Origin of the sequence: Arthrobacter sp. H-02-3 (genome assembly GCF_003097355.1) — a bacterium.
In the GTDB taxonomy this organism is placed as follows: domain Bacteria; phylum Actinomycetota; class Actinomycetes; order Actinomycetales; family Micrococcaceae; genus Arthrobacter; species Arthrobacter humicola.
Genome location: NZ_PYUI01000009.1, coordinates 59,726 through 86,588, shown reverse-complemented (window position 1 = coordinate 86,588; position 26,863 = coordinate 59,726). Strand labels below are relative to the sequence as shown.

General features: G+C 67.2%; 22 protein-coding genes. 13 read left to right on the top strand and 9 right to left on the bottom strand.

All coding sequences use genetic code 11. From position 1 onward, the window contains the following. Window positions 1-168 precede the first annotated feature (168 nt). Window positions 169-1,503 (bottom strand): recombinase family protein, encoded by a 1,335-nt coding sequence (locus tag C9424_RS10805; RefSeq protein ID WP_237563403.1) that lies wholly within the window; start codon window positions 1,501-1,503, stop codon window positions 169-171. Next, window positions 1,430-2,593, bottom strand: coding sequence for a CpaF family protein (locus C9424_RS10800; RefSeq protein WP_237563402.1), 1,164 nt, complete (start codon window positions 2,591-2,593; stop codon window positions 1,430-1,432). The genes C9424_RS10805 and C9424_RS10800 overlap by 74 nt, the downstream gene beginning before the upstream one ends. 366 nt (window positions 2,594-2,959) lie before the next feature. Between C9424_RS10800 and C9424_RS10795 the strand changes: the two genes are divergently transcribed. Next, on the top strand, window positions 2,960-4,534 hold the full coding sequence (locus tag C9424_RS10795; RefSeq protein WP_116766851.1) for a DUF2142 domain-containing protein: 1,575 nt from the start codon (window positions 2,960-2,962) through the stop codon (window positions 4,532-4,534). On the opposite strand, the gene C9424_RS10790 is transcribed toward C9424_RS10795, so the two are convergent. Next, window positions 4,531-4,989 carry a GtrA family protein gene (locus tag C9424_RS10790; RefSeq protein ID WP_116766850.1) on the bottom strand — a complete coding sequence of 153 codons (459 nt, stop codon included), beginning with the start codon at window positions 4,987-4,989 and terminating at the stop codon, window positions 4,531-4,533. The two genes, C9424_RS10795 and C9424_RS10790, sit on opposite strands and share 4 nt — an antisense overlap. Window positions 4,990-5,272: 283 nt before the next feature. On the opposite strand from C9424_RS10790, the gene C9424_RS10785 reads away from it, so the two are divergent. Continuing rightward, the gene (locus tag C9424_RS10785) at window positions 5,273-6,277 is read left to right on the top strand and encodes a substrate-binding domain-containing protein (RefSeq protein WP_161958221.1); all 1,005 of its coding nucleotides are present in this window, start codon (window positions 5,273-5,275) and stop codon (window positions 6,275-6,277) included. Then, entirely contained in the window at window positions 6,274-7,944 is a 1,671-nt protein-coding gene (locus C9424_RS10780) for a DUF2142 domain-containing protein (RefSeq protein WP_133247511.1), read from the top strand. Before C9424_RS10785 ends, C9424_RS10780 begins: the two co-directional genes overlap by 4 nt. A gap of 115 nt (window positions 7,945-8,059) precedes the next feature. Here the strand turns inward: C9424_RS10780 and C9424_RS10775 are convergent, their stop codons facing one another. Together C9424_RS10775 and rfbB are read right to left on the bottom strand one after the other, a co-directional pair. Next, window positions 8,060-9,484, bottom strand: a complete 1,425-nt coding sequence (locus tag C9424_RS10775) for a sugar nucleotide-binding protein (RefSeq protein WP_116766847.1) — start codon at window positions 9,482-9,484, stop codon at window positions 8,060-8,062. Window positions 9,485-9,487: 3 nt separating this feature from the next. Further along, window positions 9,488-10,486, bottom strand: a complete 999-nt coding sequence (gene rfbB, locus C9424_RS10770) for a dTDP-glucose 4,6-dehydratase (RefSeq protein WP_116766846.1) — start codon at window positions 10,484-10,486, stop codon at window positions 9,488-9,490. 151 nt (window positions 10,487-10,637) lie between these two features. Between rfbB and C9424_RS10765 the strand changes: the two genes are divergently transcribed. After that, window positions 10,638-12,410, top strand: coding sequence for a GH25 family lysozyme (locus C9424_RS10765; protein ID WP_116766845.1), 1,773 nt, complete (start codon window positions 10,638-10,640; stop codon window positions 12,408-12,410). A gap of 107 nt (window positions 12,411-12,517) precedes the next feature. Here the strand turns inward: C9424_RS10765 and C9424_RS10760 are convergent, their stop codons facing one another. Continuing rightward, entirely contained in the window at window positions 12,518-13,282 is a 765-nt protein-coding gene (locus tag C9424_RS10760; protein WP_116766844.1) for a glycosyltransferase, read from the bottom strand. An 87-nt stretch (window positions 13,283-13,369) separates the two neighbouring features. On the opposite strand from C9424_RS10760, the gene C9424_RS10755 reads away from it, so the two are divergent. The 7 genes from C9424_RS10755 (at window position 13,370) to C9424_RS10725 (ending at window position 19,771) form a co-directional block, all read left to right on the top strand. Further along, window positions 13,370-14,605, top strand: coding sequence for a polysaccharide biosynthesis protein (locus C9424_RS10755; RefSeq protein WP_116766843.1), 1,236 nt, complete (start codon window positions 13,370-13,372; stop codon window positions 14,603-14,605). Next, on the top strand, window positions 14,592-15,518 hold the full coding sequence (locus C9424_RS10750) for a glycosyltransferase (protein ID WP_116766842.1): 927 nt from the start codon (window positions 14,592-14,594) through the stop codon (window positions 15,516-15,518). The genes C9424_RS10755 and C9424_RS10750 overlap by 14 nt, the downstream gene beginning before the upstream one ends. A 77-nt stretch (window positions 15,519-15,595) precedes the next feature. Then, window positions 15,596-16,345: a glycosyltransferase family 2 protein gene (locus tag C9424_RS10745; protein WP_116766841.1), complete on the top strand. Its 750-nt coding sequence runs from the start codon at window positions 15,596-15,598 to the stop codon at window positions 16,343-16,345. 3 nt (window positions 16,346-16,348) lie between these two features. Further along, complete coding sequence (locus C9424_RS21905; protein ID WP_237563401.1) at window positions 16,349-16,852, top strand: DUF2304 domain-containing protein; 504 nt, start codon at window positions 16,349-16,351, stop codon at window positions 16,850-16,852. A gap of 1 nt (window position 16,853) precedes the next feature. Then, on the top strand, window positions 16,854-17,741 hold the full coding sequence (locus C9424_RS10735) for a glycosyltransferase family 2 protein (RefSeq protein ID WP_116766840.1): 888 nt from the start codon (window positions 16,854-16,856) through the stop codon (window positions 17,739-17,741). A gap of 24 nt (window positions 17,742-17,765) precedes the next feature. Further along, entirely contained in the window at window positions 17,766-18,860 is a 1,095-nt protein-coding gene (locus C9424_RS10730; RefSeq protein ID WP_116766839.1) for an NAD-dependent epimerase/dehydratase family protein, read from the top strand. A gap of 17 nt (window positions 18,861-18,877) precedes the next feature. After that, the gene (locus C9424_RS10725) at window positions 18,878-19,771 is read left to right on the top strand and encodes a glycosyltransferase (protein ID WP_116766838.1); all 894 of its coding nucleotides are present in this window, start codon (window positions 18,878-18,880) and stop codon (window positions 19,769-19,771) included. A gap of 62 nt (window positions 19,772-19,833) precedes the next feature. On the opposite strand, the gene C9424_RS10720 is transcribed toward C9424_RS10725, so the two are convergent. Next, complete coding sequence (locus tag C9424_RS10720) at window positions 19,834-20,916, bottom strand: acyltransferase family protein (protein ID WP_161958220.1); 1,083 nt, start codon at window positions 20,914-20,916, stop codon at window positions 19,834-19,836. A 163-nt stretch (window positions 20,917-21,079) separates the two neighbouring features. On the opposite strand from C9424_RS10720, the gene rfbA reads away from it, so the two are divergent. Continuing rightward, window positions 21,080-21,949 carry a glucose-1-phosphate thymidylyltransferase RfbA gene (gene rfbA, locus C9424_RS10715; protein WP_116766836.1) on the top strand — a complete coding sequence of 290 codons (870 nt, stop codon included), beginning with the start codon at window positions 21,080-21,082 and terminating at the stop codon, window positions 21,947-21,949. 78 nt (window positions 21,950-22,027) lie between these two features. Continuing rightward, on the top strand, window positions 22,028-24,139 hold the full coding sequence (locus C9424_RS10710; RefSeq protein WP_116766835.1) for a DUF6541 family protein: 2,112 nt from the start codon (window positions 22,028-22,030) through the stop codon (window positions 24,137-24,139). A 61-nt stretch (window positions 24,140-24,200) separates the two neighbouring features. Here the strand turns inward: C9424_RS10710 and C9424_RS10705 are convergent, their stop codons facing one another. After that, a complete protein-coding gene (locus tag C9424_RS10705) occupies window positions 24,201-24,929 on the bottom strand; it encodes a hypothetical protein (protein ID WP_116766834.1) in 729 nt (242 codons plus the stop codon). Continuing rightward, window positions 24,913-26,703, bottom strand: a complete 1,791-nt coding sequence (locus tag C9424_RS10700) for a L,D-transpeptidase family protein (RefSeq protein ID WP_133247510.1) — start codon at window positions 26,701-26,703, stop codon at window positions 24,913-24,915. Before C9424_RS10700 ends, C9424_RS10705 begins: the two co-directional genes overlap by 17 nt. Window positions 26,704-26,863 lie beyond the last annotated feature (160 nt).

Sequence of the window (26,863 nt, the reverse complement as noted above, 5' to 3'; positions counted from 1 at the left end):
TAGGAGAACCGGGACTGACATTGTGGACTGTAGAGCAGGAATATTTCCGTCCGACAATTGACAAACGTATGTCAATGCTTGGCCTCGGACAATGCAACAATCGGGCATAAAAAGAGGGTGAGATCTCACACCTCACCCTCCGATTAGGTAAAACCTTTATCGCTTATGTCATGAAATCTTCCAATTGATGCGCACACGGTCAGGATCGAACTTTCGAGGGGCGGACTTGCCCACGGGATCAACAAACGGCGTCAGCACCGCGTCAATGACCGCACGCTGGCGCTCCGTTCCGGCGGCCTCCCACCACGCTCTGAGGTTGTCGGCGGCGGACGACGGGATCACGGACGCCCGCCCGGCGACTGCGAGTTCCTGCCCTATCGCCTCCAGCCGCGCCTGCACACGATGATTGATCGCTTCCAGCTGCTTCCGCGTAATTAGCCCCTCGGCGAACGATTCCGCAGCCTCGTCCATCCGGCCCCGCAGCGTTGCCGCCTCACTCTGCATGCCGTGCTGCCGCTCCTGGTCCTGCGGACCATTCAGGCGTGCCAGTACTCCGGGCTGGTCCAGCCTGGCGAGCACCACTTCCGAAATCAGGTGCTCGATTGGTTCGGCCTTCTGGAAGGCGTGCCCGCCGCCGCGCGCCGGGCACTTGTAGTAGAACTTGGCAGCCCCTCCTCCGGCACGGGATGAGGTTTTCATTGCCGCCCCGCACGTTCCGCAGCGCAGCAGCCCCGCCAGTAGATGCCGCACGCGTGCGCCCCCATTGGAACGTCTGGCCGGATCACTGATGATCGAGCAGACAGTCCGCCATTCATCCTCGCTGATAATCGCCGGGAACGTCGAAGCGCCCACGATTTCGCCCCGATATGCGCTTAGCCCGGCATTCGTCGGGCGCAGCAGCAGGTTACGGACGGACGTTGAAGTCCATGCACCCCCGCGCCGTGTGAGCACACCGCGGCCGTTCAGATCCCGGACTATGCTGCCGATACTCTCCCCAGCGATGGTCGCCGCAATAGCCTTGCGGATCTCTGCCGCGTCGGCCAGTACGATCCGCGGCGTCGTATCTCCGTCCAGCGTCCAGCCGAACGGGACCGGACCACCGCTAAATGAACCCGACTGGGCCAGCTGCAATTTCTTGCGCGTGATGCGCTCCGACTTGTGCTCCGATTCGTATCTGGCCCATGCGCCGAGCGTCCGCGCCACTGCACGGCCGGACGGCGTGCTGAGGTCGATCTCGCCGGCCTTGACGGTCTGTGTGGTGACGCCGCGCCGTTCTGAAATGTCGATGTATTCCTCAAGCTCTCGGGGGCTGCGGTGGAGCCGATCTGTGTGCCAGCAGATGACACCCTGGACCGCCCCGGCATCCATCGCTTCAAGGAGCGCTCTGTACTGGGGACGGGGCTTGCCGCTGAACGCGGAGAGGTCGTTATCAGTGAATACTGCGGCGACGGTCCAGCCGAGCGCTGCGGCCAGTTCCCGCGCGTCCTGTTCCTGGCGCTGCACGCCGAGGCCGGCACCCTCGCGGTCTTTGGAGATTCGGCAGTAGATAGCTGCCCGTACGAGCTGAGCTTCCATGACTCTCATTGTAATTCTTTGGTAGTGCATTGACATAGTAAGCACTGGAAATGTTGTCGCCGGCGAGCAACGGCAGCGTGCAAATCTTCGTCACGGCGTCATGCGCGGAGTTTGCATGGACGGTGCACATCCCGGGAAGTCCCGCATTCAAGGCTATGAGCATGTCAAGGCTCTCAGCCTCCCTGACCTCCCCCACCACGAGCCGGTCGGGCCGCATGCGCAAGGCCTCCTTGACGAGCCGCCGCAGCGGAATTTCCCCCTGCCCCTCCAAGTTCGGCTGCCGGCACTGCAGCCCCACGACGTCGCGGAGCGGAAACTGCAGTTCGAAGATCTCCTCCACCGTGATGACCCGCTCACGGGTGCCGATGCTCGCCGCGAGGCAGTTCAGCATGGTGGTTTTGCCGGCCTGGGTGGCGCCCGAGACCAGGATGTTGAGGCCGCTGGCGACGGCCGCACCGAGGAACCTGGCCGCCTGCGGGGTCAGCGTTCCCAGCTCCACCAGGTGCTCCAGCCGGCTGGCCTTGACCACGAACTTGCGGATATTGATGGCCCAGTGCCGCCGGGTGACATCCGGGATGACCACATGCAGACGTGAGCCGTCCGGGAGCGCCGCATCCACGAACGGGGAGGACATGTCCAGCCGACGGCCGGAGCTCTTCAGCATCCGTTCCACGAGGTCCCGGACCTGCTGTTCCGTCAACGACACAGAAGTCAGCTCCGATTCGCCGTTGCGCGCCACATAGATCTCGCTGGGCGCATTGAGCCAGATTTCCTCGATGCCCGGATCGTCCAGGAGGGGCTGCAGCGCGCCGAAGCCGGCCACGGCGTCGTAGACGAATCTCCGCGCCGACTCCAACGGCCCCAGTGGCGGCAGCGGCGCCAGCAAGGCCCGCTCGTCGTAGTCGCTGACCGCCGCTTCGACCAGGCGCCGGACCTCCCCGGACTGCCGCAGGGGGTCCAGGCCGCGCCGGCGGATCAGCTCGCGGACCTCGTCCTCGACAATGCGCACAGCCTCCATGCAGCCCCCAATATGACTGACGCCCCACTGCCGAGGCGATGAAAGTGGCTTAAACCTAGGCGGCACTGCCCGGCCGGACAAGGGGTGCGGCGGCCTTATGTGGATAACCGCCACCGTCGCGGAACAACATCTTTCTCACCGGTCACAACAGGCTCATTGGCCTCACCGCCGGACCGAGCCGGAGCGGCCGGTCGGGCGGACAGCGCTTTTGTACCCGGTGCCTGGTGGCCCTACGATCGACGGGGGACAGACGGGCCCCGGCGTCCCGACGCGGTGTTCTGCGCGAATCTTCATGAGCAGTTTTCCGGCGGGGCGCTTCAAGGGCGCTGGACGCGTCTCATCACTGTGAAACGGTGCACTGAATCCATGAGTCTTCCCTTGCGCAAGGCGCAGCGGCCCCGCCAGGCGAATCCGGCGCAGTCCAAGCCCCCCGCACCGGTCCTGCGCTTCGGCATGATCTTCCTGATCCTGTCGATGTTCAGCACGTTGTGGAGCCTTGCCTCTCCCCTGATGTCGGTCCCCGACGAACCGGCCCACACGATCAAGGCTGCCGCCGTGGCCCGGGGGCAGTTCCTCGGCACGTCCGGACAGACCCAGGGCGAACAGCTTCAGGTGGTGGTGCCCAAGTACATCGCCGACACCCAGTCCCTAACCTGCTTCGCCTTCAAAGTGATCGTCACCGCGGACTGCTCCCCCGGGCTGGATGCCGCGGACAGGCAGCCGACGACGGCCGGCACGTCCGCCGGCAACTACAACCCCCTGTACTACCTGGTGGTGGGCCTGCCCTCCACCATCCTGAGCGGCGAGCCGGCCATCTACGCCATGCGGATCCTCAGCGGATTGCTGTGCTCTTTGTTCCTCGCTGCCACGCTCCTCGCCACCACCCAGTTCGCCAACCGGCGCTGGCCCGTCGCGGCCGCGGGGATCGCCGTCACGCCCATGGTTCTCTTCCTCTGCGGGTCCATCAACCCGAATGCCCTGGAGATCGTCACCACCTCAGCAGTGTTCGTCAACCTGTGCCTCGTGCTTGAGAACGTGCGGGAGCTGTCCCGGTTCCGGTTCAACGTCGTTGTTGTGGGGGTCGCTGCCGCCGTCCTGGCCAACACCCGGGCGTTGTCACTGCTGTGGCTTGCCCTGGCTGTCATTGCCGCCCTGCTCATGTTCCCGCCCCGGGATCTACTGCTCCTGATGAAGAACAAGCTCGTCCTGGCCATGGCCGCCCTGATTGCCGTCGCGGCGGCCCTCGGCCTCCTGTGGCTCAAGACAGCCAACACCCTTGCCAGCCTGCTGGGCACCCCCGGTACCGTCACCCCGGAGCAAGCCTTCGGCACCATGGTTGAGCGGACATTCGACATCGCGGCCTCGTACGTGGCCCAGCTCGGCTGGCTGGACACCAACGGTCCCACCGGCGTCTACTTTTGGTGGTCCTGCCTCACCGGGGCACTCATGGTCGCCGCGGTGTCCGTCAGGCCGTGGCGCCCCCGGCTCGGATTCATCGTGCTGCTCGCCGCGGCGATCGCCATCCCGCCAATCCTTCAGGCTCAGGTGGTCACGGAGTTGGGCTACATCTGGCAAGGCCGCTACCTTCTGCCCGTGATTGTCCCGATGCTCCTGGCCGCGGGACTGGCCCTGCGCTTCCTCCGGTTCCCCGACTCGCTCTTCGCGCGGAGAATCACGATGTGGGCGATCGGGCTCACGGCGGCCGCGCACACCGCGGTGTTCGCCAATGCCTTGCGCAGGTACGGCGTCGGAATATCCACGGAAGCCAACTGGGCGGACATGTTCGGGGCAACCAAGTGGGAGCCGCCGCTGGGCTGGCTTCCCCTGGCTCTTGCCTATCTGGCCGTGACAGCCGTGGCGGGTGTCCTGCTGTACCGCCAATTGTCGCCCGGCCAGGCCCCGGCCGGGGAGCCCATCAACGACGGAAGCAGCCGTAGCTAATCCCGATGATGGGGGCCGCTGGCAGGGGTCGCGGAGGCGTCGAGGTCGACGATGTCGCCGTCGTGCTCCGGCGCGGGCTTGAAGATCCAGTGCTTGTAGAGCAGGAAGTTCCAGGCGGTCGTGGCGATGGTCGCGATGACCTTGCCGAGCGCGTAGGACTGGCCGGCCCCTGCGGCGAGATTGACGATCACGTCTGTTGCCACGACATTGAACGCCACAAGTGCCCCGTATTTGATGAAGCTGACGTGGGCCCGGGCGCCGGACTGGAACGTGAAGTTCTTTTGGACGAAGAAGTTGAAGACCAGGCTGGTCAGGAAGGCGATCGGGGTGGCAATCCACAGATCGACGTTGCCCACCTCATGAAGGAGGGCCAGGAGTCCGAGGTCGATGGCGAAGGAAAGCCCTCCCACCACGAGGAACTTGACCAGGAAGCCGTCGCGCACAAGGGTCTTCATGCGGTGAGCAAGGCTCACAATTCAATCCCCATTGTTCGAACATACCGCCTGTAATCGTTGATGTGTCGGGGCGCTTTCATCCACCGGGACATCCGGCAAGTCTAGACCAGCACCGCGTGCCGTGCAGACTCCGGTGACGTGTTCCGGCAACCCCTCGACACCACGGGACCGGCTAGGGTAATAAGGAACGGTTTCGGAGGCATTCCGGAACGGGAAGGGAAATTCTTTGCGCAATCGGTCCACAGGTGGAGTTCTCGCCTGCATTCTGCTGCTGGGAATCGGAGTGACCGGTTGCTCCGGAGGAACGCCCGTCAGCGACGTCCGGGGATCCCTCACCGCGATCGGAACGCCCGTGCAGAAGGGGCCGATCGAGGCCTGGAGCAACGCCTGGAGCAAGGAACTCACCGCCACGTCGCTCAACTACTCCCCGGACGGATCCGACGTCGGACTGAGGGCCCTGGCCACGCGCCAAGCCTACTTCGCCGCACTGGACGGTCCCCTGACACCGGAACAGCAGAACCAGACCAAGGACGTGTGCGGGCCGGCGGGCGCATTCTCCGTTCCCGTTTCCGTGACCTCCATCGGCGTCGCGCTCAACAATCCGAGCCTTCGGAACGTCAAGCTGACCCGCGAAGTCCTGGCCGGGATCTTCTCCGGCTCCATCACCCGCTGGGACGCGCGTGAGATCGCGGACATCAACCCCGACATCACCCTCCCCTCGGACGACATCGCCCCCATCGTGGCCACGGAGCCCAGCGTGGAAACGGAAGCGGCCACAAAGTACCTCAGCGCCGACCCCGTCTGGACCTCGGGCGTATCCGCCACCTGGCCGAAAACCGGCAACGCCGTCACCGTCAAGAAGCACTCCGACCTTGCCGACAAGGTCGACAAGACCCCCGGCGGCATCGCGTTCATGGACCTCGGCTCGATCGGCAGCCGCTTCGAAACCGCCTTGCTCTCATTCGGCGGAGGTTACGTCCGCATGTCCAAGGACTCCGCCGCGGTGGCCGCCCAGGAAGGCACCACCCGGACACTGCCCACCGGGGTGGAATTCACTCTGCCCGAGACAAGCAACCAGGGCTACGCCCTCGGCGTCGTCGGCTACCAGGCCTTCTGCGGTAAGTATTCAAACCACCAACTGAGCACGCTCGTAAAGTCCTGGGGCACCTTTGTCCTCAGTTCCGACGGCCAGGTGTCCTCAACGTACTTCGCCAGTGTCGCCTCTCCCAGCGAAGAGGCCATTCGGGAATCCAAAAAGCTGATTGACACGATCGGGGACGCACAGTGATTCACGCAACCGAGGCGGCCCGCACGTCACCAGCAGGCTCCGTGCCCGGCGCCCGGCCCGGCAAGGCTCGGCGGTTCGCGCTGTCGGCAACCACCCGCGGTGGCATGGGCTTCTTCCTTCCCGTCTTCGCCCTTCTGTCCCTCCTCATCACCCTGTGGATCCTGGCCACCCCCCTCATGGCCTATCCGGACGAACCCTCGCACACCATCAAGGCGGCCGCAGTATCCCGGGGCCAGTTCTTCCCGGGCCCCGGCGAATCGTACGGCCACGGCGTCCATGTGCAGGTTCCGTCCTACATCGCCAACGTGCAGGCGCAGATGTGCTTCCCCTTCCAGGTGACGAAACCGGCAGGCTGCGCCCCGGCGATCCCCCTCGATGACAACGACCTCACCATCGGTGTGACGTCGGCCGGACTGTACAACCCCTTCTACTACTGGCTTGTCGGGCTGCCCAGCCTCGTCATGTCCGGGGCCCCGGCGATCTACGCCATGCGCATCGTCAGCGGCCTGCTGTCCGCAGCCTTCTACGCCGCCGGTTTCACGGCCCTGCACCGGCTGCGCCACCCCAAGTGGCCGCTCGTCGCGGCCGCCATTTCGACGACGCCGATGGTCCTGTTCCTGGGCAGCGGCATCAATCCGAATTCGCTGGAAATCGCGGCCTCCATGGCGGCCTTCTGCGGGCTGGTGTCCGTGTTGGAGAACTCGCGGCACCTGGAGCGGGCCCGCCCGGGCATCCTGACGGTCGGCATCGCGGCCGCGACTCTCGCGAACACCCGCAACATATCCCTGTTGTGGCTCCTGTGCGGCGCGATCGTTGCCTGCCTCTTCTTCCGGCGCGCTGACATCGTCGCCATCTTCAGGAATCGGGTGGTGCTGGCAGTAACCGCACTGGCCACGGTGGGCATCGTCCTGGGCGTGGCGTGGAATTTCCTGATGCTCCGGGCACCGGCTTCGGCCGGCGAAGCCCCGGCCGGGATCTCCAACGTCGCCGGCGAGGTGCGGCCGTACAACGCGTTCCTGACGATGATGGACAAGTCCTTCGACTTTGTCGGCCAGTACATCGGCGTTGCGGGGTGGCTGGACGCACCGGTTCCGCAGGCCGTCCAGATGTTCTGGAGCATGTTGCTCATCGGGCTCATGCTCACGGTCATGCTGGTCCGGCCCTACCGGCTGCAGGCTGCCTTCTGGGTGGCGGTCGCGTTGCTGGCGGTGGTCCCTGCCGTGGTGCAGGCGGCCCTCATCAACACCACGGGCTTCATCTGGCAGGGCCGGTACAGCCTGCCGCTGTTCACGATCGCGGTCATCTCAGCCGGGCTCGCCATGCGGTTCCGGCCGTTCGGACAGCGGCCGCAGAGCATGACCATCGCCCGGATCCTGCTGGTGGCCGGCTGCGTCGCACAGGCCTATGCCTTTGTGAACGTGCTCCGGCGCTATGTTGTGGGCATCCAGGAAACGGCCAACTGGCAGACCATGTTCACCGTGCCGGGCTGGCAGCCGCCGCTGACCTGGGAGGTTCTCACGCTGGCCTTCACCGCGGCAGTCCTGCTCTGCGCTTCGAAGCTGTTCAGCTACCTGTTCCCGGGCCATACTCTGCTCCCGAAGCGGCCGTGGCCGTCCAGGACCAGGCGCGCCCGCAAGCGTCCCGCTGCCGAGGCCGCGGCCGGCTGAGCCCGCCCGCTCCCGCGGCTCCCGCGGCGCCCGCACCAAAAAGACCCGTCCACGACATGCGCGTGAACGGGTCTTTTTCGCGTGCTGCTCCTTAGCTGAACCGCACGGCCAAGGATCAGTGCTGGGGAACTGTTGCCCCCATGTACGCCCTGAGCCGGGCCGAGGACAGCGGCGGGACGAACCCGGCGGCCTTGATCTTGTCCAGCTCGAGGGCACTGTTCAACGGGCGCGGCGAGACGGCCTTGCCCTTGAAGTACTCCTCCGTGCTGACACCCGTCACGGCCTCCCGCGGCTTGCCGGCGAGCTCGTAGACGTCCGCGGCGATGTCCGCCCAGGACTGCGGCTCGCCGTCGTTGCTGAGGTTGTAGACGCCGTACGCGGCGCCCGACTCCAGCAGGTGCCGGATGCCGGCGGCGATGTCCTCCGTGAAGCTCAGCCGCCCGATCTGGTCGTCCACCACCGACGGCTCTATGCCGCGTTCCGCCAGCGAGGCCATGGTGCGGACGAAGTTGTTGCCTTCGCCGATCACCCAGCTCGTGCGCACGATGTAGTGCCGGGGCACCACGCTGACGACGGCGTCGCCCGCGGCCTTGGTCTGGCCGTAGACGCCCAGCGGCGCCAGGGGCTCCGACTCGTCGTGTGTGGCGCGCGTGCCGTCGAAGACATAGTCCGAGGACACGTGGACCAGTGTGAGGTCGTGTTCGACGGCGGTGCGGGCCAGCCGCGCCACGGCCGTGACGTTGACCGCCCAGGCCGCCGCACGGCCTTCGGCCGACTCGGCGGCATCCACCGCCGTGTAGGCCGCGGCGTTGATGATCGCGGAATAGTTTTTCCAGTTGCGCCCGGTGAAGGCGTCCTCGCTGCCGAGGTCGAACTCGCCGCGGCCGGCGAATTCAACGGACGCGTCGCCGTCGTACTGTTTGCGCAGGGCCTTGCCGAGCTGGCCGTCGGCACCGACCACGAGGACCTTCTTCGGCGGCATCGGCGTGACGTCCGCCAGCCGCGGGTGTGCCTTGTCCTTGTCCGAGAGCTCGGCCTGCTCCAGCGGCACAGGCCAGCTGATGGCCGCGGTTTCGTCGGCGAGGTTCAGGAAGGTGTACTGGCCCTGGGCGTCGGCGGACCAGTGGTCGTTGACGAGGTAGGTGTAGGCGGTGTTGTCTTCCAGCGTCTGGAAGGCATTCCCCACTCCGCGGGGAATGAAGATGGCCTGGCTGGGATCCATTTCGGCAGTGAACACGGCGCCGAACGTCGGGCCTTCGCGCAGGTCCACCCAGGCGCCGAAGATCCGGCCGGTGGCCACGGAAATGAACTTGTCCCACGGCTCGGCGTGGATCCCGCGGGTGGTGCCCGCCGACTCGTTGAAGGAGATGTTGTTCTGCACCGGGCGGAAGTCCGGCAGGCCGAGCGCCACCATCTTTTCCCGCTGCCAGTTCTCCTTGAACCAGCCCCGGTTGTCGCCGTGGACCGGAAGGTCGTACAGGACGACGCCGGGAATCGGGGTTTCGTGTGCTGTGAGCTTCTTCGAGAACTCGATCGACATGATCTACTGGCCCTGTTCCTTGTACTTGGCTTCGGTCGCGGCCTTCTGCGGACGCCACCAGTCCTCGTTGTTGCGGTACCAGGCGATGGTGTCTTCGATGCCGGCGTCGAAGTTGGAGAACTTCGGCTCCCAGCCCAATTCGTCGCGCAGCTTGGAGGAGTCGATCGCGTAGCGCATGTCGTGGCCGGGCCGGTCCACGACGTGGTCGTAGGCATCCGGCGCCTGGCCCATGTGCTTGAGGATCAGCTCGACGACGTCCTTGTTGTTCTTCTCGCCGTCAGCGCCGATCAGGTAGGTCTCGCCGATCCGGCCCTTGGCGATGATCGCCAGGACAGCGGACGAGTGGTCGTTGGCGTGGATCCAGTCCCGGACGTTCTCGCCCTTGCCGTACAGCTTGGGGCGGATGCCGTCGATCACGTTGGTGATCTGGCGGGGAATGAACTTCTCCACGTGCTGGTACGGGCCGTAGTTGTTCGAGCAGTTGCTGATGGTCGCCTGCAGGCCGAAGGACCGCACCCAGGCCCGGACCAGCAGATCCGAGCCCGCCTTGGTGGAGGAATACGGGCTCGAGGGGTTGTAGGGCGTGTTCTCGGTGAACCGCTCCGGATCGTCGAGCTCGAGGTCGCCGTACACCTCGTCCGTGGAGATGTGGTGGAAGCGCTTGTTGTGCTTCCGTGCCGCCTCGATCAGGGTGTACGTCCCGATGATGTTCGTGTCCAGGAACGGGCGGGGATCGTGCAGCGAGTTGTCGTTGTGGGATTCCGCCGCGTAGTGAACCACGACGTCCGTCCCGGCGACCAGGCCGTCAACCACTGCGGCGTCGCAGATGTCCCCCTGCACCAGCGTGAAGCGGTCTGCCGGAAGGCCCGCCAGCGACTCCACATTGCCCGCGTAGGTGAGCTTGTCGAGGACCGTGACGTGGTGGTCGGTGTTCTCCAGTACGTAGTGGACAAAATTGGAACCGATGAAACCGGCACCGCCGGTGACGAGGAGTTTCTGCATTAGGCCAGCTTACCGGCTGACGATTTTCTCCCGTCCCGACGCGGGACACACCAAAAGCAACATTGGCCACAGTGGTAACACTGAGGGCAATTGGTTACTCTTTACGCACATACGGGGGTGATCTTGGCCTCTGTCCAGATCCTCCGGAGTAATGGTGACGACTATCAAAATCCACAAACTACGGACCGCGGCGGCACTCTGCCTTCCCTTCGCGCTGGCGCTGACCTGGGCTAACCCTGCATCTGCGGCACCCGCTCCCAGCCCCTCCCCGACCGCCACCGCCGCCGCGCCCACAGCGACCCCCAAACCGACGGCGACAACCAGCGCGGCTGCCCCCGCGAAGGCCAGCGCCCCGGCCACCACCCCTCAAGCCACGGCGCAGGCGGCGACGGCAGTGGCGGCGCCGTCGTCCGCTCCGGCCACGGCGGAAGCCGCGGCCGCCCCGCAACAGGGCCAGGCGACAATGGGGCGGGCCGGACTGAATCCGGCGTCGGCCTCGGCGGCGATGGCCAAGACGCAGCAGGCCGCCGTGACCCAAGCGACCGAGCCGTGGGTGGCGGAGCAGCCGCTGGACACCCGCGGGCAGCCTCTGGGACTGGATGTGAGTTCGTGGCAGGGCAGCGTCAACTGGTCCTCCGTTAAGGCCAACGGCGCCCGCTTCGCCTACGTCAAGGCCACGGAGGGCACCAGCTACGTGAACAGCCAATTCGGGGCCCAGTACACGGGCGCGAGTTCCGTCGGCCTGCTCCGCGGGGCATATCACTTCGGCCGGCCGGATGTCTCCGGGGGCGCCGCCCAGGCCCAGTTCTTCGTCAACAACGGCGGCGGCTGGTCCGCCGACGGCGTCACGATGCCCCCGGTCCTGGACATCGAGGACAACCCCTACGCCGGCCTCAACCGCTGCTACGGTGCCACGCCGGGGCAGCTGGCCACCTGGGTCCGGGACTTCACCCAGACCGTGTACCGCATGACCAACAAACAGGCCATGATCTACACGAGCTACTACTTCTGGCGCGACTGCCTGGGCAACACCAGCGAATTCAGCCAGACCAACCCGCTGTGGCTGGCCTCCTACTACACCAATGCACCGGCCGTTCCCGGCGGATGGCCCACCTACACCGTCTGGCAGTATGCCAACGCCTACGCCGACGCTTCCCAGACCGTCAAGGCCACGTTCCCCGGCGATCAGAACGTCTTCAACGGCTCGCTGGACCAGCTGCGCAAACTCGCCTCCACGCCTGACACCTACCCGATCGGCCTCATACCCGGCGCCACGCTGCTCAGCGGCAAGTGGGCCGGCGACGGCAAGTCCTACACCGGCTGGTTCAAGGACGGGTTCTGGTGTCTGCAGATGCCCTCCGCCCCGCGGCGCTGCTTCAGTTACGGCATGCCGGGCGACAAGCCCGTGGTCGGCGACTGGAACGGTGACGGCCGGGCCGGGATAGGGATCTTCCGGAACGGCATGTGGTGGCTCGTCGATGACCTCAACACCATGGCCATCACGAAGGTGGTGGGCTTCGGCGTCGGCTCCGACACCCCGATCGTTGGCGACTGGAGCGGCGCCGGCCGCGACGGAATCGGCATCTGGCGCAACTCCAGTTTCCAGGTCAGCTATAACGTCAACAATCCGGTGGTCAATGAGTACACCGGCTTCGGGATTCCCTCCGATACGCCGATCGTCGGTGACTGGGACGGCGACGGAAAGACCAGCATCGGCGTGTGGCGCAACGGCGAATGGTGGCTCAGCAACCGGATCAAGTCCCCCGTGGTCTCCAACTTCATCGCCTTCGGGGTCAGCACCGACCGTCCCATCACGGGCGATTGGAACGGTGACAAACTGACCACTGTGGGCATCGTGCGCGGCAACAGCTGGCAGCTGACCAACAGCCTCGCCACGCGGACGGTGGATGTCTCCTACTTCTAGGGGCGACCGACTTTTAGGGACGAACGACGTTCAGGGACACCTGACGCACGAAGGCCCGGGACCGCATAGGTCCCGGGCCTTCGTGGTCCACGGCTGGACTCTTGAAGCTACGTCCGCGCCGACGCGGCGCGGAGCCTCCGGCGGGCCTCGACCATGAGGCGCAGGAGCACCACCCGTGCGGCCAGGATGACACGCAGCGAACGCCAGCCGCGCGGGGTGGCATTGCTCTCGTGCAGCCTCCGTAGCAGGGTCGAGTCGTCCAGGTGACGGATGGAGCCCGCGGTATTGCCGAGGATTGCGAGCCAGAGGTCGTGGGACTCGTGCAGGTACGCGGGCACCGGGACAAAGCTGGGCAGCACTTCGCGACGGAAGGCCATCCCGCAGCCGTAGTAGGCACGGTAGCCGACCATGATGCCCCAGAGGTTGGCCCGGTGGCGGCCGCTGTCGGCCGCGCGGAGCCGGGGAATCGGGGGCCGGTCGCCCCCGCCGAGCACATCGAAGTTACTGGCCACGACGGCGTGCGTGGCCAAGGCTTCCAGCATGGCGTCCAGCCGGCCCCCGATCCAGACGTCATCCTGGTCGGCCAGGAAGATCGCTCCGCCGCGGCTGGCCCGCACGGCCTGCTCGAAGGAGCGGACGTACCCCTGGTTGGCGGCGGCCTCGATTAGACGGATCCTGGGATCAGCGAGCTGCCGGATCCGCGCCACGGTGTCATCCGTGGACGCGTCGTCCACGATCACGATCTCGTCGTCGGGGCCCAGCTGGGCCAGGATCGAGGCGAGCTGCTCCTCCACGAACTCCGCGCCGTTGTACGTTGCCATGCAGATGCTGGCCCGGAGCGGAACGTCGGGCAACCGGTTCTGATCGTTCATCTGCACCATCCTAGGGGACCGCGGGCAGCGGCCGGGCATCCCGTAGGATCGAGGGACGATGTCTAAGAAACAAGGATTCCGGCTCGAATGAGAACCGTACTGCTACGACTTTCAGGGTTCACCATTCTGCCCCTGCTGTCCTTGATCACCCCGCTCTTGCTGCTCCCGGTCATCTCCGGCTTCGTGGGCGGCGAAGGAATCTCCAGCGTCATCTCGGGGCAGGCAATCGGCACCTTCGCCGCCACCATCTTGATGTGGGGCTGGAACGTGGACGGGCCCGTCGCCGTCGCCCGGGCGGCCAGCAGCGCCGACCGGGCCCGGGTCTACCTGCGCAGCATCCGGACCCGGCTGCTGCTGCTCGTCCTCACTTTGCCCGCCGCCGCCGCCGTCGCCGCGCTCGTGGCCGTTCCCGCATTCCGCTGGGAAGCCGTGGCCATGGCGTGGGCGGTCGCGTTCGCGGGGATGTCGCCGTCGTGGTTCTGCATCGGGCTGGGCCAGCCGCGGCTGCTGGCTGTCTACGACACCGTTCCGCGTTTCATCGCCACCGCCCTGGCCGTCCCCGTGCTGCTGATCAGCCACCAGCTCTGGTACTACACGGCCCTGGTCGCCGCCATGAGCCTGGCCTCCCTCATCGTGTTCCACCGGACCTACTCCCCCGGAGGAAACTGGTGGCCCCGCGATCTCCGCGGCGCCCTCCGCGAGCTCGGGGCCCAGGGCCGGACGGCGGGCATCAGCCTCGCCGGCAACGCCTACGCCTCCACGCCCACCCCGATTGCCACCGCCACGACCGCCCCGGCGGCGTCCGGCAGCCTGGCCACGGCCGACACGCTGTACCGCTTCGGCCTCTTCACCGTGGTGGCCCTGGGCAATGCCTTCCAGGGCTGGACCCTCGAACGCGGGGCGTCCGGCCGCAAACGGCGCCACCTGGCAGCCATCTGGTCCCACATCGGACTCGGCGTAATCGGCGCGGCGGTCCTGACCGTCGCCGGACCGTTTGTCAGCAGCCTCCTTTTCGCCGGACAGGCCCAGGCAACCACCGAACTGTGCTTCTACTACGGTCTCGCCTTCCTCTTCCTCAGTGCCAGCACCCCGTTCATCCGGAACCTGCTCATTCCGGCCGGCCAGCAGAGCCTCGTGCTGCGCTGGACGCTGATCTCCGCCGTGTTCGGGGTCGCGGCCATGATCTACGCCGGGTCCATCGGGAACGCCCCCGGCATCGCGCTGGGCATGGCCTTGAGCGAAGCTATCCTGTTCGTGACCCTGCTGATCCCGGGGTCACGACTGCTCGCCAAAGAAAGCATGGAGCCCGTTGTCGCCGAATGATCCGTCCCCCAGCGTCGTCGCCGTCGTCGCCGCCTACCGCCCCGATCCGTCCCTGACCGACACCGTGCGGGCCCTGCAGCAGCAGGTGGCGCACGTCGTCGTCGTGGACGACGGATCGCCCGACGGCTCCGAAGCCGTGCTGGCCGGCCTCGCGGACGCCGGCGCCCTGGTGGTCCGGCAACCGCAAAACTCCGGGATCGCGGCAGCCCTGAACGCCGGCGTCGCGGCGGCGCGGACACACTGGAACCCGGACTTCTTCCTCACGCTGGACCAGGACTCGCGCCCCGTCGGCGAGTACGTCCGGCGGGGCCTGGCCACCTACGCCCGCGCCACCGCCGCCGGCATGGGCGTCGGATTCGTGACGGCCGCCTCCTACAGCGGCCACCCCATCCCCGTCCTCCACACCGACGGCCGGTTCGTGCACGCCTTCGATCCGATGCAGTCCGGTTTCCTCATCCCGCGCTCCACCGTGGACCGGCTGGGCCCCTTCGAGGAGGCCCTGTTCATCGACGGCGTCGACTCCGAATTCACCATGCGCACCCGTGCCGCAGGGCTCAGCGTCCTGGTGGGTGAGGGCTGTGACATCGCCCACGACCTCGGACAGCGCGAGCCCGGCCGGCTCTTCGGCCGGCCGGTGCGGGTCCTCGGCCGGGAAATTTCGTATAACTACCACTCGCCCAGCCGGGTCTACTACATCTGCCGGAACGGGACGCTGTTGACCCTGCGCTACCTGCGCAAGTATCCGGGCTGGGTGCTGCGGCGCCTCGTGGAGGAACTGAAGGCGCATATCCTGCGCTTCACCTTCAGCCCGGGCCGCGCCAAGCTTTTACGCGCCGCCGTCGCAGGGTTCACGGACGCAGTTCGGGGCTCGACAGGGCGGATCCCGGCGGAGTTGGAACGGCGCCTGCGCTGAAGCAGGCAGCGCCCGACGCCGCCCGGGCGGCCGCCGCCAGCGAGGACCCTGCACGCAATTGATATAGTTTGGACGATATGGAAGCCCTACCCTCCCCGCGCGTCTTGGTGATCATGCCTGCCTGGAATGAAGGCGCCGTGGTTGGCAGCACCGTGCGGGAAGTCCTCCGCACGAATGCCCGCTACGACGTGCTCGTCGTCAACGACGGCTCCACAGACTCGACGGCGCAGGAGGCGGCAGCGGCCGGTGCAACCGTCCTAAACCTGCCGTTCAACCTCGGCGTCGGGGGCGCCATGCGGGCCGGCTTCAAGTACGCCCAACGCCTCGGCTACGTCCAGGTCATCCAGGTCGACTCGGACGGCCAACACGACCCCCGGAACATTGACGAAGTCCTCGCCGGCCTCCAGCACGCGGACATCTCCATCGGCGCCCGCTTCGCCGACCGCGGCGAATACAAGGTCACCGGCCCCCGGAAGTGGGCCATGCAGCTGCTGGCCAAGGTCATTTCCGGCCTCGCCAAGACCCGCCTGACGGACGTCACCAGCGGCTTCCGGGCCGCCAACGAGCGCGCCGTCGCCCAATACCTCGACCACTATCCCGCCGAATACCTGGGCGACACGATCGACTCGCTCGTCGTGGCCATCCGCTCGGGCTGCACGGTCACGCAGGTGCCCGTGGAGATGCGGGCACGCCAGGGCGGCAAGCCAAGCCACAACCCCGTCAAGGCAGCCATTTACCTCGGAAGGTCCGTGTTCGCCCTGCTCTTCGCCCTTACCCGGAAACCCACACGACTGGCCACCCGGGCCGCTGAACCCGCAGGAGCCTAGGACATGGGAAACATCGCAGCCTTCCTGCTGGCGCTTGCCATCGTGGCCCTGGTCATCGAGATGCTTCGGCGCAAAAAGCTCCGGGAGAAGTACGCCGTCCTCTGGCTGGTGGTCGGCGTCGCCACCCTGGTCCTGGCCGCGTTCCCCCGGCTGCTGAACATCGTTGCCGAATTCGTCGGCGTCCAGATTCCCTCCAACCTGCTGTTCGCCATGAGCATTCTCATGCTGTTGGGCGTCTGCCTGCACTTGTCGTGGGAAATCTCTGTCGTGGAGGACGAAACCCGGACCCTGGCGGAGGAGGTGGCCATCCTGCGCACCCAGCTCGAGTCCCTGGAGCAGCACCGCCACCTGTCCGCGCTGGATGCGGGCCGCCCGGATCCGGTCCCGAATCCCCTCCCGGACTCCCGCAAGAATCCCCTTGCAAATCCGCTCGCGGGTGAGGCCGCGCCGGCGGCCCAGGCCCGCGCGCACGCCACCGACCGTCCCGCCGAAAGCACGGAATCCTAAGATGCCCCTCGATATTTTCATTCCCTACTGGGGCGACCCCGGCTACATGAAGGAAACCGTCCGCAGCGTCCTGGCCCAGGACAACGGCGACTGGCTCCTGACCGTCGTCGACGACGCCTACCCCGGGACGGACATTGCCGAGTACATGGCCGGGATCCAGGATGAGCGAGTCCGCTACATCCGCAAAGACGTCAATGCCGGCATCACCGAGAACTACCGCACGTGCGTCGGGATGGCCACCCAGGAGGTCATGGTCATCCTGGGCTGCGACGACGTCCTGCTGCCGAACTACGTTGATGTGATCCTGGCCGCCCACCGGCGCTTCCCCGACGCGGCGATCATCCAGCCAGGGGTCCAGGTCATCGATGAACAGAGCCAGGTGGTGGCCACGCTGGCGGACTCCGTGAAGCAGAAGATCGTCCGTCCCCGGGGACAAGGCAAGCAGCTCATCGCCGGTGAGGCCATTGCCAGCAACCTCATGCACGGGGACTGGCTGTACTGGCCCTCCCTCGCGTTCCGGACCGACAAGATCCGCGAAGTGGACTTCCGGGACGGGTTCCCGATCATCCAGGACCTCGCCCTCATCATGGACATGATCTACAAGGGCGATCAGCTGCTGATCGAGCCCACGGTGTGCTTCCAGTACCGCCGGCACTCCAACAGCGCCTCCTCGACCAAGCTCGTTGACGGTTCACGATTCGCCGGCGAACGCGAATACTTCGCCCTGTCCGCGGAGCAGGCCGACGCTCTCGGCTGGCGCCGGGCCAAGCGCGCCGCCAAGCTCAGGCTCACGTCCCGGGCGCATGCCCTCTCCCTGCTTCCCCAAGCCGTCCTGGACCGCAACTCCACAGCCGTCAGCGCGCTCGTGCGCCACTCCTTCGGCAAGTAAACGCCCCGCAACGAAAGGTCCGCTGTGACTTCTTCCGAAACCTCCGCACGCCCAGGCGGAACCGTCCTTGTCACCGGCGGCGCCGGTTTCATTGGCTGCGCCATTTCCGCCGCCCTCGCCGACGCTTTCGACCGCGTAGTCGTGGTGGACAGCCTCCACCCGCAGATCCATGCCACGGGCGAGCGTCCGGCGGAGCTTGACGCTCGGGCGGAACTGATCGTTGCCGACGTCGCCGAGGCCCAGACGTGGGACACGGTCCTGGCGCAGCACTCCCCCGACGTCGTCATCCACCTGGCTGCTGAGACCGGAACGGGCCAGTCGCTCGAAGAGTCCACCCGGCACACGCACGTCAACGTGGTGGGCACGTCGCAGCTGCTGGACGGGCTCAACCGCCACGGCAAACTTCCGCGCAGGATCGTGCTGTCCTCCAGCCGCGCCGTGTACGGCGAGGGTGCCTGGAGCGACGCCGACGGCAAGGCCTTCTACCCGGGGCAGCGCACCAGCGCCACCCTGGACCAGGCCCAATGGGACTTCCCCGGCGCCACCCCGCTGCCGATGAAGGCCTCCGTGACGTTCCCGGCTCCCGTGAGCGTCTACGGCGCCACGAAACTGGCCCAGGAGCATGTCCTGCAGGCCTGGGCCAAGTCCTATGGTGTTGAGACCGTCATCCTGCGGCTGCAGAACGTCTACGGTCCCGGCCAGTCCCTGATCAACCCGTACACCGGCATCATGAGCCTGTTCTGCCGCATGGCGATGGGCGGGAAGTCCATTCCGCTGTACGAGGACGGCGAAGTGCGCCGCGACTTCATCCTGATCGACGACGTTGCCTCCGCGATTGTCGCCGGCGCCGTCTCCCCCACGGTCCAGGGCGAGCCCATGGACATCGGATCCGGCGAGTTCCAGACCATCGGCACCGCCGCGAAGCTCATCGCACAGCACTACAACGCGCCCGCGCCGCATGTCACCGGCCAGTACCGGCAGGGCGACGTCCGGCACGCGTGGGCGGACATCACGGCGGCGAAGGACGTGCTCGGGTGGACCCCGCAGTACAACCTCGCCCAGGGCATCGACCGACTCGCCACCTGGATCGACGCCCAGCCCGACGTCCAGCCCGCCTGACCCGAACGGACGCTCCCGTGCCCCGGACTACCGCCGTCGTTTCCCTGTTCAACCCCGACGACGGCGTGCTGGCGAACGCCGCCGCGCTGCTCGCCCAGGCTGACGCGGTGGTGGTCGTCGACGACGGCAGTCCCCGGGCCCCCGCCCGGATCCTGGCCGCGCTGGAAAGCCTGGGCTGCGGTGTGGTGCGGCTCGCCGAGAATTCCGGCATCGCCGCTGCGCTCAACGCGGGAATCACCGCAGCCCTCGCGGCCGCCCCGAAGCCCGACTACATCCTGACCATGGACCAGGACTCGCTGCTGGACCCCGGCTACGTCGACGCTCTTCTCACCGCCGCCGCGGCCGCAGCAGGGGCCGGCGTCCCGGTCGGCATGGTCGCCCCGGCGTCGGTCCGCGGCCTGCCGGTGCGCCGCGGCCCGGTCCTGAACGGCATCCAGCTCGGCGGGGAACCCATCCAGTCAGGACTGCTGGTGCCGGTGCCGGTCCTCGAACAGCTGGGCCTCTTCCAGGGCCCGCTGTTCATCGACGGCGTGGACAGCGAGTTCCACCTCCGGTGCGAGGCTGCGGGTCTCCGCACCGTGCTAGCCCCCAACGCCGCGCTCAACCATGCCCTGGGCAGCCCGGCCACAGCCAACGTCTTTGGCCGCGACGTGTCCGTCGCGGGCCGCCCCGTGAAGATCAGGACGGCCGCGGACTGGCGCTACTACTACCTCTTCCGGAACCGGATCCTGCTCGCACGCCAGTACGGCCGGCGCTTTCCGCTGTGGACGCTCAAGGGCCTGCTGGCGGACTACCGCCACCTGGCGATCGTCACGCTGCTGGCCCCAGGCCGCGGGATCCGCCTGGCCAACGCCTTCCGTGGCATGGCGGACGGTGTGCGCGGAGTCTCCGGGCGACGCGCCCGGCACTAGGTGCCCGGCACTAGCCGCCCGGGGTCCGCTCATGGGATGCGGGCCCGGGACGTGGCTTCCGGTCAGCCGGCGTTTTTGGCCCGCCGCATGACCGGGCGCTCAACGAAGAACCAGCTGGCCGCGGCGAACGGGATCGTGCACAGTGTGGCCGCCACGGTGAACCACGCGACGCCCCAGTGGTACGCCCCGAACACCGCCAGCAGCTGCTGGACGGGAAACGCGTAGATGTAGGCGCCGTAGGAGATGTCGTGACGGCCCACAATGGCGGGCTGCGGCAGCCACGTGGAAATCCAGAGAAGCCCGTAAGCAATGAAGGGCGCGGCGAGCTGACCGCCGAAGCCGTCGACGAAGAAGATCGACAGGGCAGCCAGCACGATCGAGACCGGGCCGGCCACCTTGTGGATGCCGATCTTGTTGCTGAGCACCTGCACCACGGCGCCGCCGAGGAAGTACGGGATCAGGCGTGCCGCGAGTTCAAAGTCCAGGTTCGACTGCAGGTAGGGCTTGAGGACGCCGACGTTGGCCCACAGGGCCACGCTGGCAATGAACGCGGCCACCACCGGCCACGGGGACTTGCGGACCAGGGGAATGAACGCCATCACGGCGACCAACAGGTAGCACATGAACTCGAAGTACAACGTCCACAGCGAGCCGTTCCATGCCTCCGGATACGGCACGCCCGCCGGGGTGCCGGCAATGTCGTAGCTGACAATCCGCAGGGACAGGTTAGCGAAGATGGAATTCAAAGGCGTAGTGGGCGTCTGCATGAAGCCGTGCAGGGAGCCGTGCTGGATCACGTAGGCGATCGGGGCGAAGCCGAAGGCCATGACGATCAGGCAGACAATGAACCCCGGGAAGATCCGGGCGACACGGTGCACCAGGTACCGGCCGATCCCGCTGCCAAAGCGGCTGGCCGTAATCAGGTAACCACTGATGCCGAAGAACCCGGCCACCGCCCAGCCGCCAAGGTTTTCGCCGCGGAACCCCCAGCCGTTGCCGGCGCCGACGATGTGCCAGCTATGGGCAAGCAGGACCATGAAGGCGAGAACCAGCCTGATGAGGTTCAAGCTGTTCTTCCGCGGGTCCAGCCGGCTCCCCACTGCCGGGGCCGGCTTTGCCTTGGGTGTCAGTACAGCTGCGCTCAATTCCGGCATCCTTCATCACGTAGTCCAGACCCACAATTCTACCTTGCAGGGCCCCGCACCCCGGGCGCCGGTTGCCCAAGGCACGCTCTTGAGCACGCGTTGCGCGCGCCGGAACGGGCACCTGGTTTGCTGTCACCGGCCAAGGTACGGAAGGATTGGGCCTATGCGTGGAATAATCCTGGCCGGCGGTACCGGCTCCCGGCTTCACCCCATCACCCTGGGCATCAGCAAGCAGCTCGTCCCCGTCTATGACAAGCCGATGATCTACTACCCCTTGTCCACGCTGATCCTTGCGGGCATCCGGGACATCCTCATTATCACCACGCCCCATGACGCAGAGCAGTTCCAGCGGCTCCTGGGCGACGGTTCCCAGTTCGGCGTCAACCTCACGTACATCCAGCAGCCTTCGCCGGACGGCCTGGCCCAGGCGTTTGTGCTGGGTGCCGAGCACATCGGCAACGAAACCGTGGCGCTGGTCCTCGGTGACAACATCTTCTACGGCCAGGGCATGGGCACGCAACTGCGCCGGCACGCCGACATCGACGGCGGCGCCGTGTTCGGCTACTGGGTCCGCGATCCCAAGGCCTACGGCGTTGTGGAATTCGACGACGACGGCAAGGCCCTCTCGCTGGAAGAGAAGCCCGAAAAGCCGCGCAGCCACTACGCCGTGCCGGGGCTGTACTTCTACGACAACGACGTCATCGAAATCGCCAAGAACCTCAAGCCCTCGGCCCGCGGTGAACTCGAGATCACCGACGTCAATCGGACCTACCTTGAGCGCGGCAAGCTGCACGTGGAGATCCTCCCCCGCGGCACAGCCTGGCTGGACACCGGAACCTTCGATGACCTCAGCGACGCCTCCAACTTCATCCGCACGGTGGAAAACCGCCAGGGACTGAAGATCGGCGCCCCGGAAGAGATCGCCTGGCGGCTGGGCTTCCTGACCGACGACGAACTTCGCCAGCGCGCGGAGCCCCTGGTCAAGAGCGGCTACGGCGCCTATCTGCTGGGACTGCTGGACCAGACCATCTGACGTGCCAGCCTGTCCTGACGCGCCCGCCTGCGGCGGGCCGGTACCTGCCGGTGCCCGCATTTCTTCGAAGCTGATACGTTGACCTGGTTCCAGACGCTGCCGTACCTGCTCGAGGCAGCGCTGTTCCTGCTGCTGCCCGGCGGCCTGGTGACACTGAGCCTGGGCCTGCGGCGGCTGTCCGCGGCCGCCCTGGCAGGACCGGTCACAATTTCCATTGCGGCGGTCCTCGCCGTGGTCCTGCCGTTCGCGCACATCCCCTGGACGCCCGCTGCCGTGCTGGCCGGGGGCATCCTGCTCGCCGCCCTGCTCTTCGGGATCCGATTCTTCGCGCTCCGGCGCCTGCACCCGGGCAGCAGCCTGCGGCACACCCTGACCACCGCCTCCCTCGGGGCATCCCCCGCGGGAACTTCCCCCGCCGACGCGCAGCAGCCGAAGGCAGGCCGGCCCCGCAGCGACGTCTGGGTTGCAGCGGCCTTCGTCGCGGGGGCGGCGCTGATCCTGCTTGAACTCGCAGTCGTTTTCGGCACTCCGGAAAGCTTTTCCCAGACATTCGACAACGTGTTCCACCTCAACGGGGTGCGATACATTCTCGATACCGGCAACGCGTCCTCGCTGTCGATGTCGAAGATGACCAGCGGCGACGCGGCGCCCTACTTCTATCCCGCCGCCTGGCACGGCCTGGCCGCGGCCCTCGTCCAGCTGACAGGCCTGCCGATTACGGCGGCCGTGAACGTGCTGAACATGGCGGTGGCCGCAGTGGTGTGGCCGCTGGGCTGCATGATGCTGACACGGACGGTGGCGGGCAACCGGCCGGTGTCCGTCGGCGCTGCCGCGATCCTATCCGCACTGTTCGCGCCGTTCCCGCTCCTGCTGCTGGATTTCGGCGTGCTGTACCCGAATTTCCTGGCCATCAGCATGCTCCCGGCCGTCCTGGCCAGCATTGCCCTGTTGTTCGGGGTCGCGCGCGATCTTCGGTGGCCGCCGATGCCGCGGTTCACGCTGCCGCTGCTGATCCTTCCGGGACTTGCCCTGGCCCATCCGAACGGCTTCATGTCGCTCCTGGCGCTCTCGGTTCCGATCGTCCTGCAGGCCTACGCCCGTTTGGCCGCCGACCACGGCTACCGGGCCCGCCATCGGAGCGCCTGGCTCCTTGCCAGCCTGGGCCTGGGCGCCGGTGCCGTGGCCCTCTATCTGCTGTGGAGCAATATCCGGCCGCCGGAAGATGCCGCATTCTGGGAACCCGTGCAAACGCCCCGGGGTGCCGTGTGGGACGTTGTCGCCAACGCCGCGATCGACCGCCCGGCTGCGATCGGCGTCAGCGTGCTCATGCTGATCGGACTCTACGTGTGCTGGCGGCGCGGCGGCAGGACATGGATGATCGCGGCCTTTGTCATCACCGGCGTGCTGTACGTGGTCGTCTCCGGCACCCTGAAGGGCGATCTGCGCAGCGCCCTGACCGGCGTCTGGTACAACGACAGCAACAGGCTCGCGGCGCTCCTGCCGCTGACGGCCCTGCCGTTTGCCGCCGTCGGCGTCGATTCCTTCGCCGTCTGGCTGCGCCGCCGGCTTGACCGGCTGGCAGCGTCGCGCCCTGCAGCGAAGGACGGTGCAGCGAAGGACGGTGCTGGCAAGGAAAGTACGGGCAAGGAAAATGCAGGGGCCGGCCGCGGCAGCAGGATTGCCTTCACCGCCATCTGCGGCGTACTGGCGCTTGCCGCGCTTGCGTCCCAGGTCCCCTCGATGAGGGCCGCCATCGGTTCGGCCCGGATGAACTACCTCGAAACCGACCATTCGCTGCTCATCTCCACGGACGAACAGAAAATCATTGACCGGCTGGACGGGATTGTTCCCGAGGGCGACGCCATCGCCGTGAACCCGTGGACCGGCGGTGCCCTGGCCTATGCCCTGGCCCACCGCGAGACCACCGCCAAACACATTCTGACGGCCAACACGGCCGCCGTCGACATCCTCAACCGGAACCTCCGCAACGCCGACACCGATCCTGACGTTTGCGCCGCGCTGAAGGCGACGGGCGTCCGCTACGTCCTGGACTTTGGCGCCAATGAAGTCCACTTCGGCGATCATCCCTTCCCGGGACTGGAGAACCTCAACAACTCGCTGGCCGTCCGGCTCGTACTGGCAGAAGGCGGCGCACGGCTTTACGAAGTGACAGCCTGCAGGGGCACATGAGTCCCGGGAAAGTGGGTCCGGACACGAGTCCCTGGAATGCGGCCCACGAAATGAGTGCCGCCTAGCTGAGCTTGGCGAGTTCGGCGAGTTCGGCTTTGAGGTTCTCCGGCTCGGCAGCATCGGCCGGGAGGGCAAGGGTTACCCGCACCACGGTCAAACCGTTCGCTGCCTCAAGGACATATTCCGTAGTCCCGCTGAGGCGGTTGACCGAGTACCACGCCTTGGCCCCCAAATCCGGGACGGGCTCGGGAGACATCATCAGCCGGGGCAGTCCGAGTCCGTCCAGCGCAGCCTGGTCCGGCGCGGTGGTCCTGGCCACAAGAAGCGCATTCCCCACGTCGGCGGCCTCTCCGGCACCGACGGGGGCCAGAGCGAACGTACAGACGACGTCGGCAACGCCGTCCTTCGAGGACGCCTGGGCTTCCGCCGGCTGAACGTTGGCGGCCACAGCCCCCAGCACGCGCCGGACATCGGGCAGCGCCGGCTGCGCGCAGCGGTCGCCCGTCGACGGTGCCACCGTGCGGCCGTCGTGCGTCAACGGCTCGTCCCCGGGGGCGACGCCGGAGGTTGCGGTCGGAGTGGGGGCCGACGTCGGGACGGCGGCGGACTGTTCCGGGGCAGGGGCCGGAGCGGCGGTGCAGCCGGCCAGGGCCAGGCTTGCGGCGAGGGCAAGCAGGCCGGTATAGCGCAGGCCGGAGCGCCGCGCCGGGCACTGGGCCGGGTGTCGTCGGCCCGCTGCCTCACCCTCCCGGGGAACGGCCTGGCTGGCTGAGCTAGTTGAAGATGTCATACGCGACCCCCATCACAAACCGGTCTCCCGAATGCGCCGTCCTCAGGTATTGCAGGAGGTCTCCGTCGTTGAGGGAGATGCAACCCCAGGTGGGCAGGTTGTTGCCGTGGAGGAAAATCGCAAATCCCGCATTCATGGTGATGGGCGCATCCGGCGGCCGGTTGTAGTTGATGACGACGCCCTGGCGGTAATCATGGGACGGCCGGGTTGCGAAGTACCACATGTTCTCGTCCGGGAAGACGTCCGAGCTCGACTCGAAGTACTTATTGTAGTTCGCATTGAGCCTGCCGCCCCAGCGCGAATAGGGATTGAGGGTGCGGTACGGCAGGGCCGTGCCGGGATTGCCCAGGCCGAAGGCCTGGGTGACGGTGAAGGACCCCGTCGGTGAGAACGCCTGCCAGGTGGGTCCGGTCGCGACGCCAGGCGCCGCGAAGCCGGACTCGCCGGCGTGCCCGAGCGCGCCCCATTCTTTGGCGTAGCTTCCGTCCGGCTGGCGGACGCAGGTAATGAAGGTGATGCGGGTGGACCTGTAGTCGTCGGCGATCGCGAAGGACACCCGCGAGGCGCCGGCAGTGCGGTACTTCACGGCTCCGGAGTTGAGGGCCGGGCAGTAAGCTGCCGAGGTCAGCCTGTAACGGACGCCGGATCCCGGGACCCACTGGAGGACGCCGTACTGGAAGGACTGGCTGCAGAAACCGCTCCGGTCGCAGGCCTCGGCCGTGACCGGGTACCCGAGGGCGCCGTCCTGGGCCTTGCGGGCCGCGTAGAACTGTCCGAGACCACCCCACACCGCCTGGGTCCCGGCGCCGGCCGCATAGTAGATCCGTCCGCGCTGGAAGGACTGGGCGCAGCCACCGCCGCGGAGCCCGCAGCTTTCGGCGCCCGTCGGGTAGCCCAGGTAGCCCCGGCTGCCGCCCAGGGCAAGGTAACGGGCGTTGATGGCGCCCCACACCGGGAAGGTCCCGGCACCGGGGGCAAAGTACACGGCGCCGCGCTGGAAGCGCTGCGTGCAGGCTCCGCCGGGCAGGCCGCAGGTCTCGGCGTCCAGCGGATAGCCGAGATACCCGTTCAGTCCGCCGAGGGATTCATAGGTGGCATTGATGGCGCCCCAGACTGGAAAGGTCCCCTTCCCGGTCACGTTGTAGAGGCTGCCGCGTTGGAATGCCTGCTGGCACACCCGGGGATCGCCCCCGCAGCGGGCGTCCCCGGTCGGGTAGCCGAGATAGCTTGTGACGCCGCCGCCCTTGAGCCAGGCGTCCTCCAGCGCCCCGGTCAGCAGGTGGGCGCCGGTGGCTTTGCTCCAGGCGATCGTTCCGTGTTTGAAGGTCTGCAGGCAGCCTCCGCCGGCCAGGCCGCATCGCTGCACGGCCGTCGCGGGGCCCACGGCTCCAGTGGCGCCGCCGAGGCGCTCGTATTCGACGCCGATGGCACCGGGGACGCGGATGGCCGCCTCCGCGGCAGCTGCCGTGGGCGCCGCCGTCGCCGCCTTTGCGGCAGGCGTCGGTTTTGGCGTCGCGCGTGACGACGCAGTCGGCGTCGGTTGTGGCGTCGCCGTCGGCGTCGGTTGTGGTGCGGCCGTCGCCGTCGGCGTCGGTTGCGGTGTTGCCGTGGCCGGTGCCGCCGGCGACGCCGTGGGCGAGCTGGCGGTGGCGGCGTTGCCTGCGGTGGCCAATGGTGCGGGCTGCGGTGGCGGGGAGCTGTCCGCGGAGGCTCCCTGGGCGAGGCTGGCCGCCACGATGCCGGTCACGGCCGCGACTGCCACGGCCCTCGTCATGATTCGCAGCCGACCCGGCCACGAAGGCCCCGGTCCCCTGCCGCGTCGCTCGCTGGACCCCACAGCTGTCATCGTTGCTCCCGCATCCCCCGGTACGGGGCTGAGCCCCCGTTTCGGGCCTATCCTAACGGACAGCCTGCGGGGAGCCGGCCGGGCACGC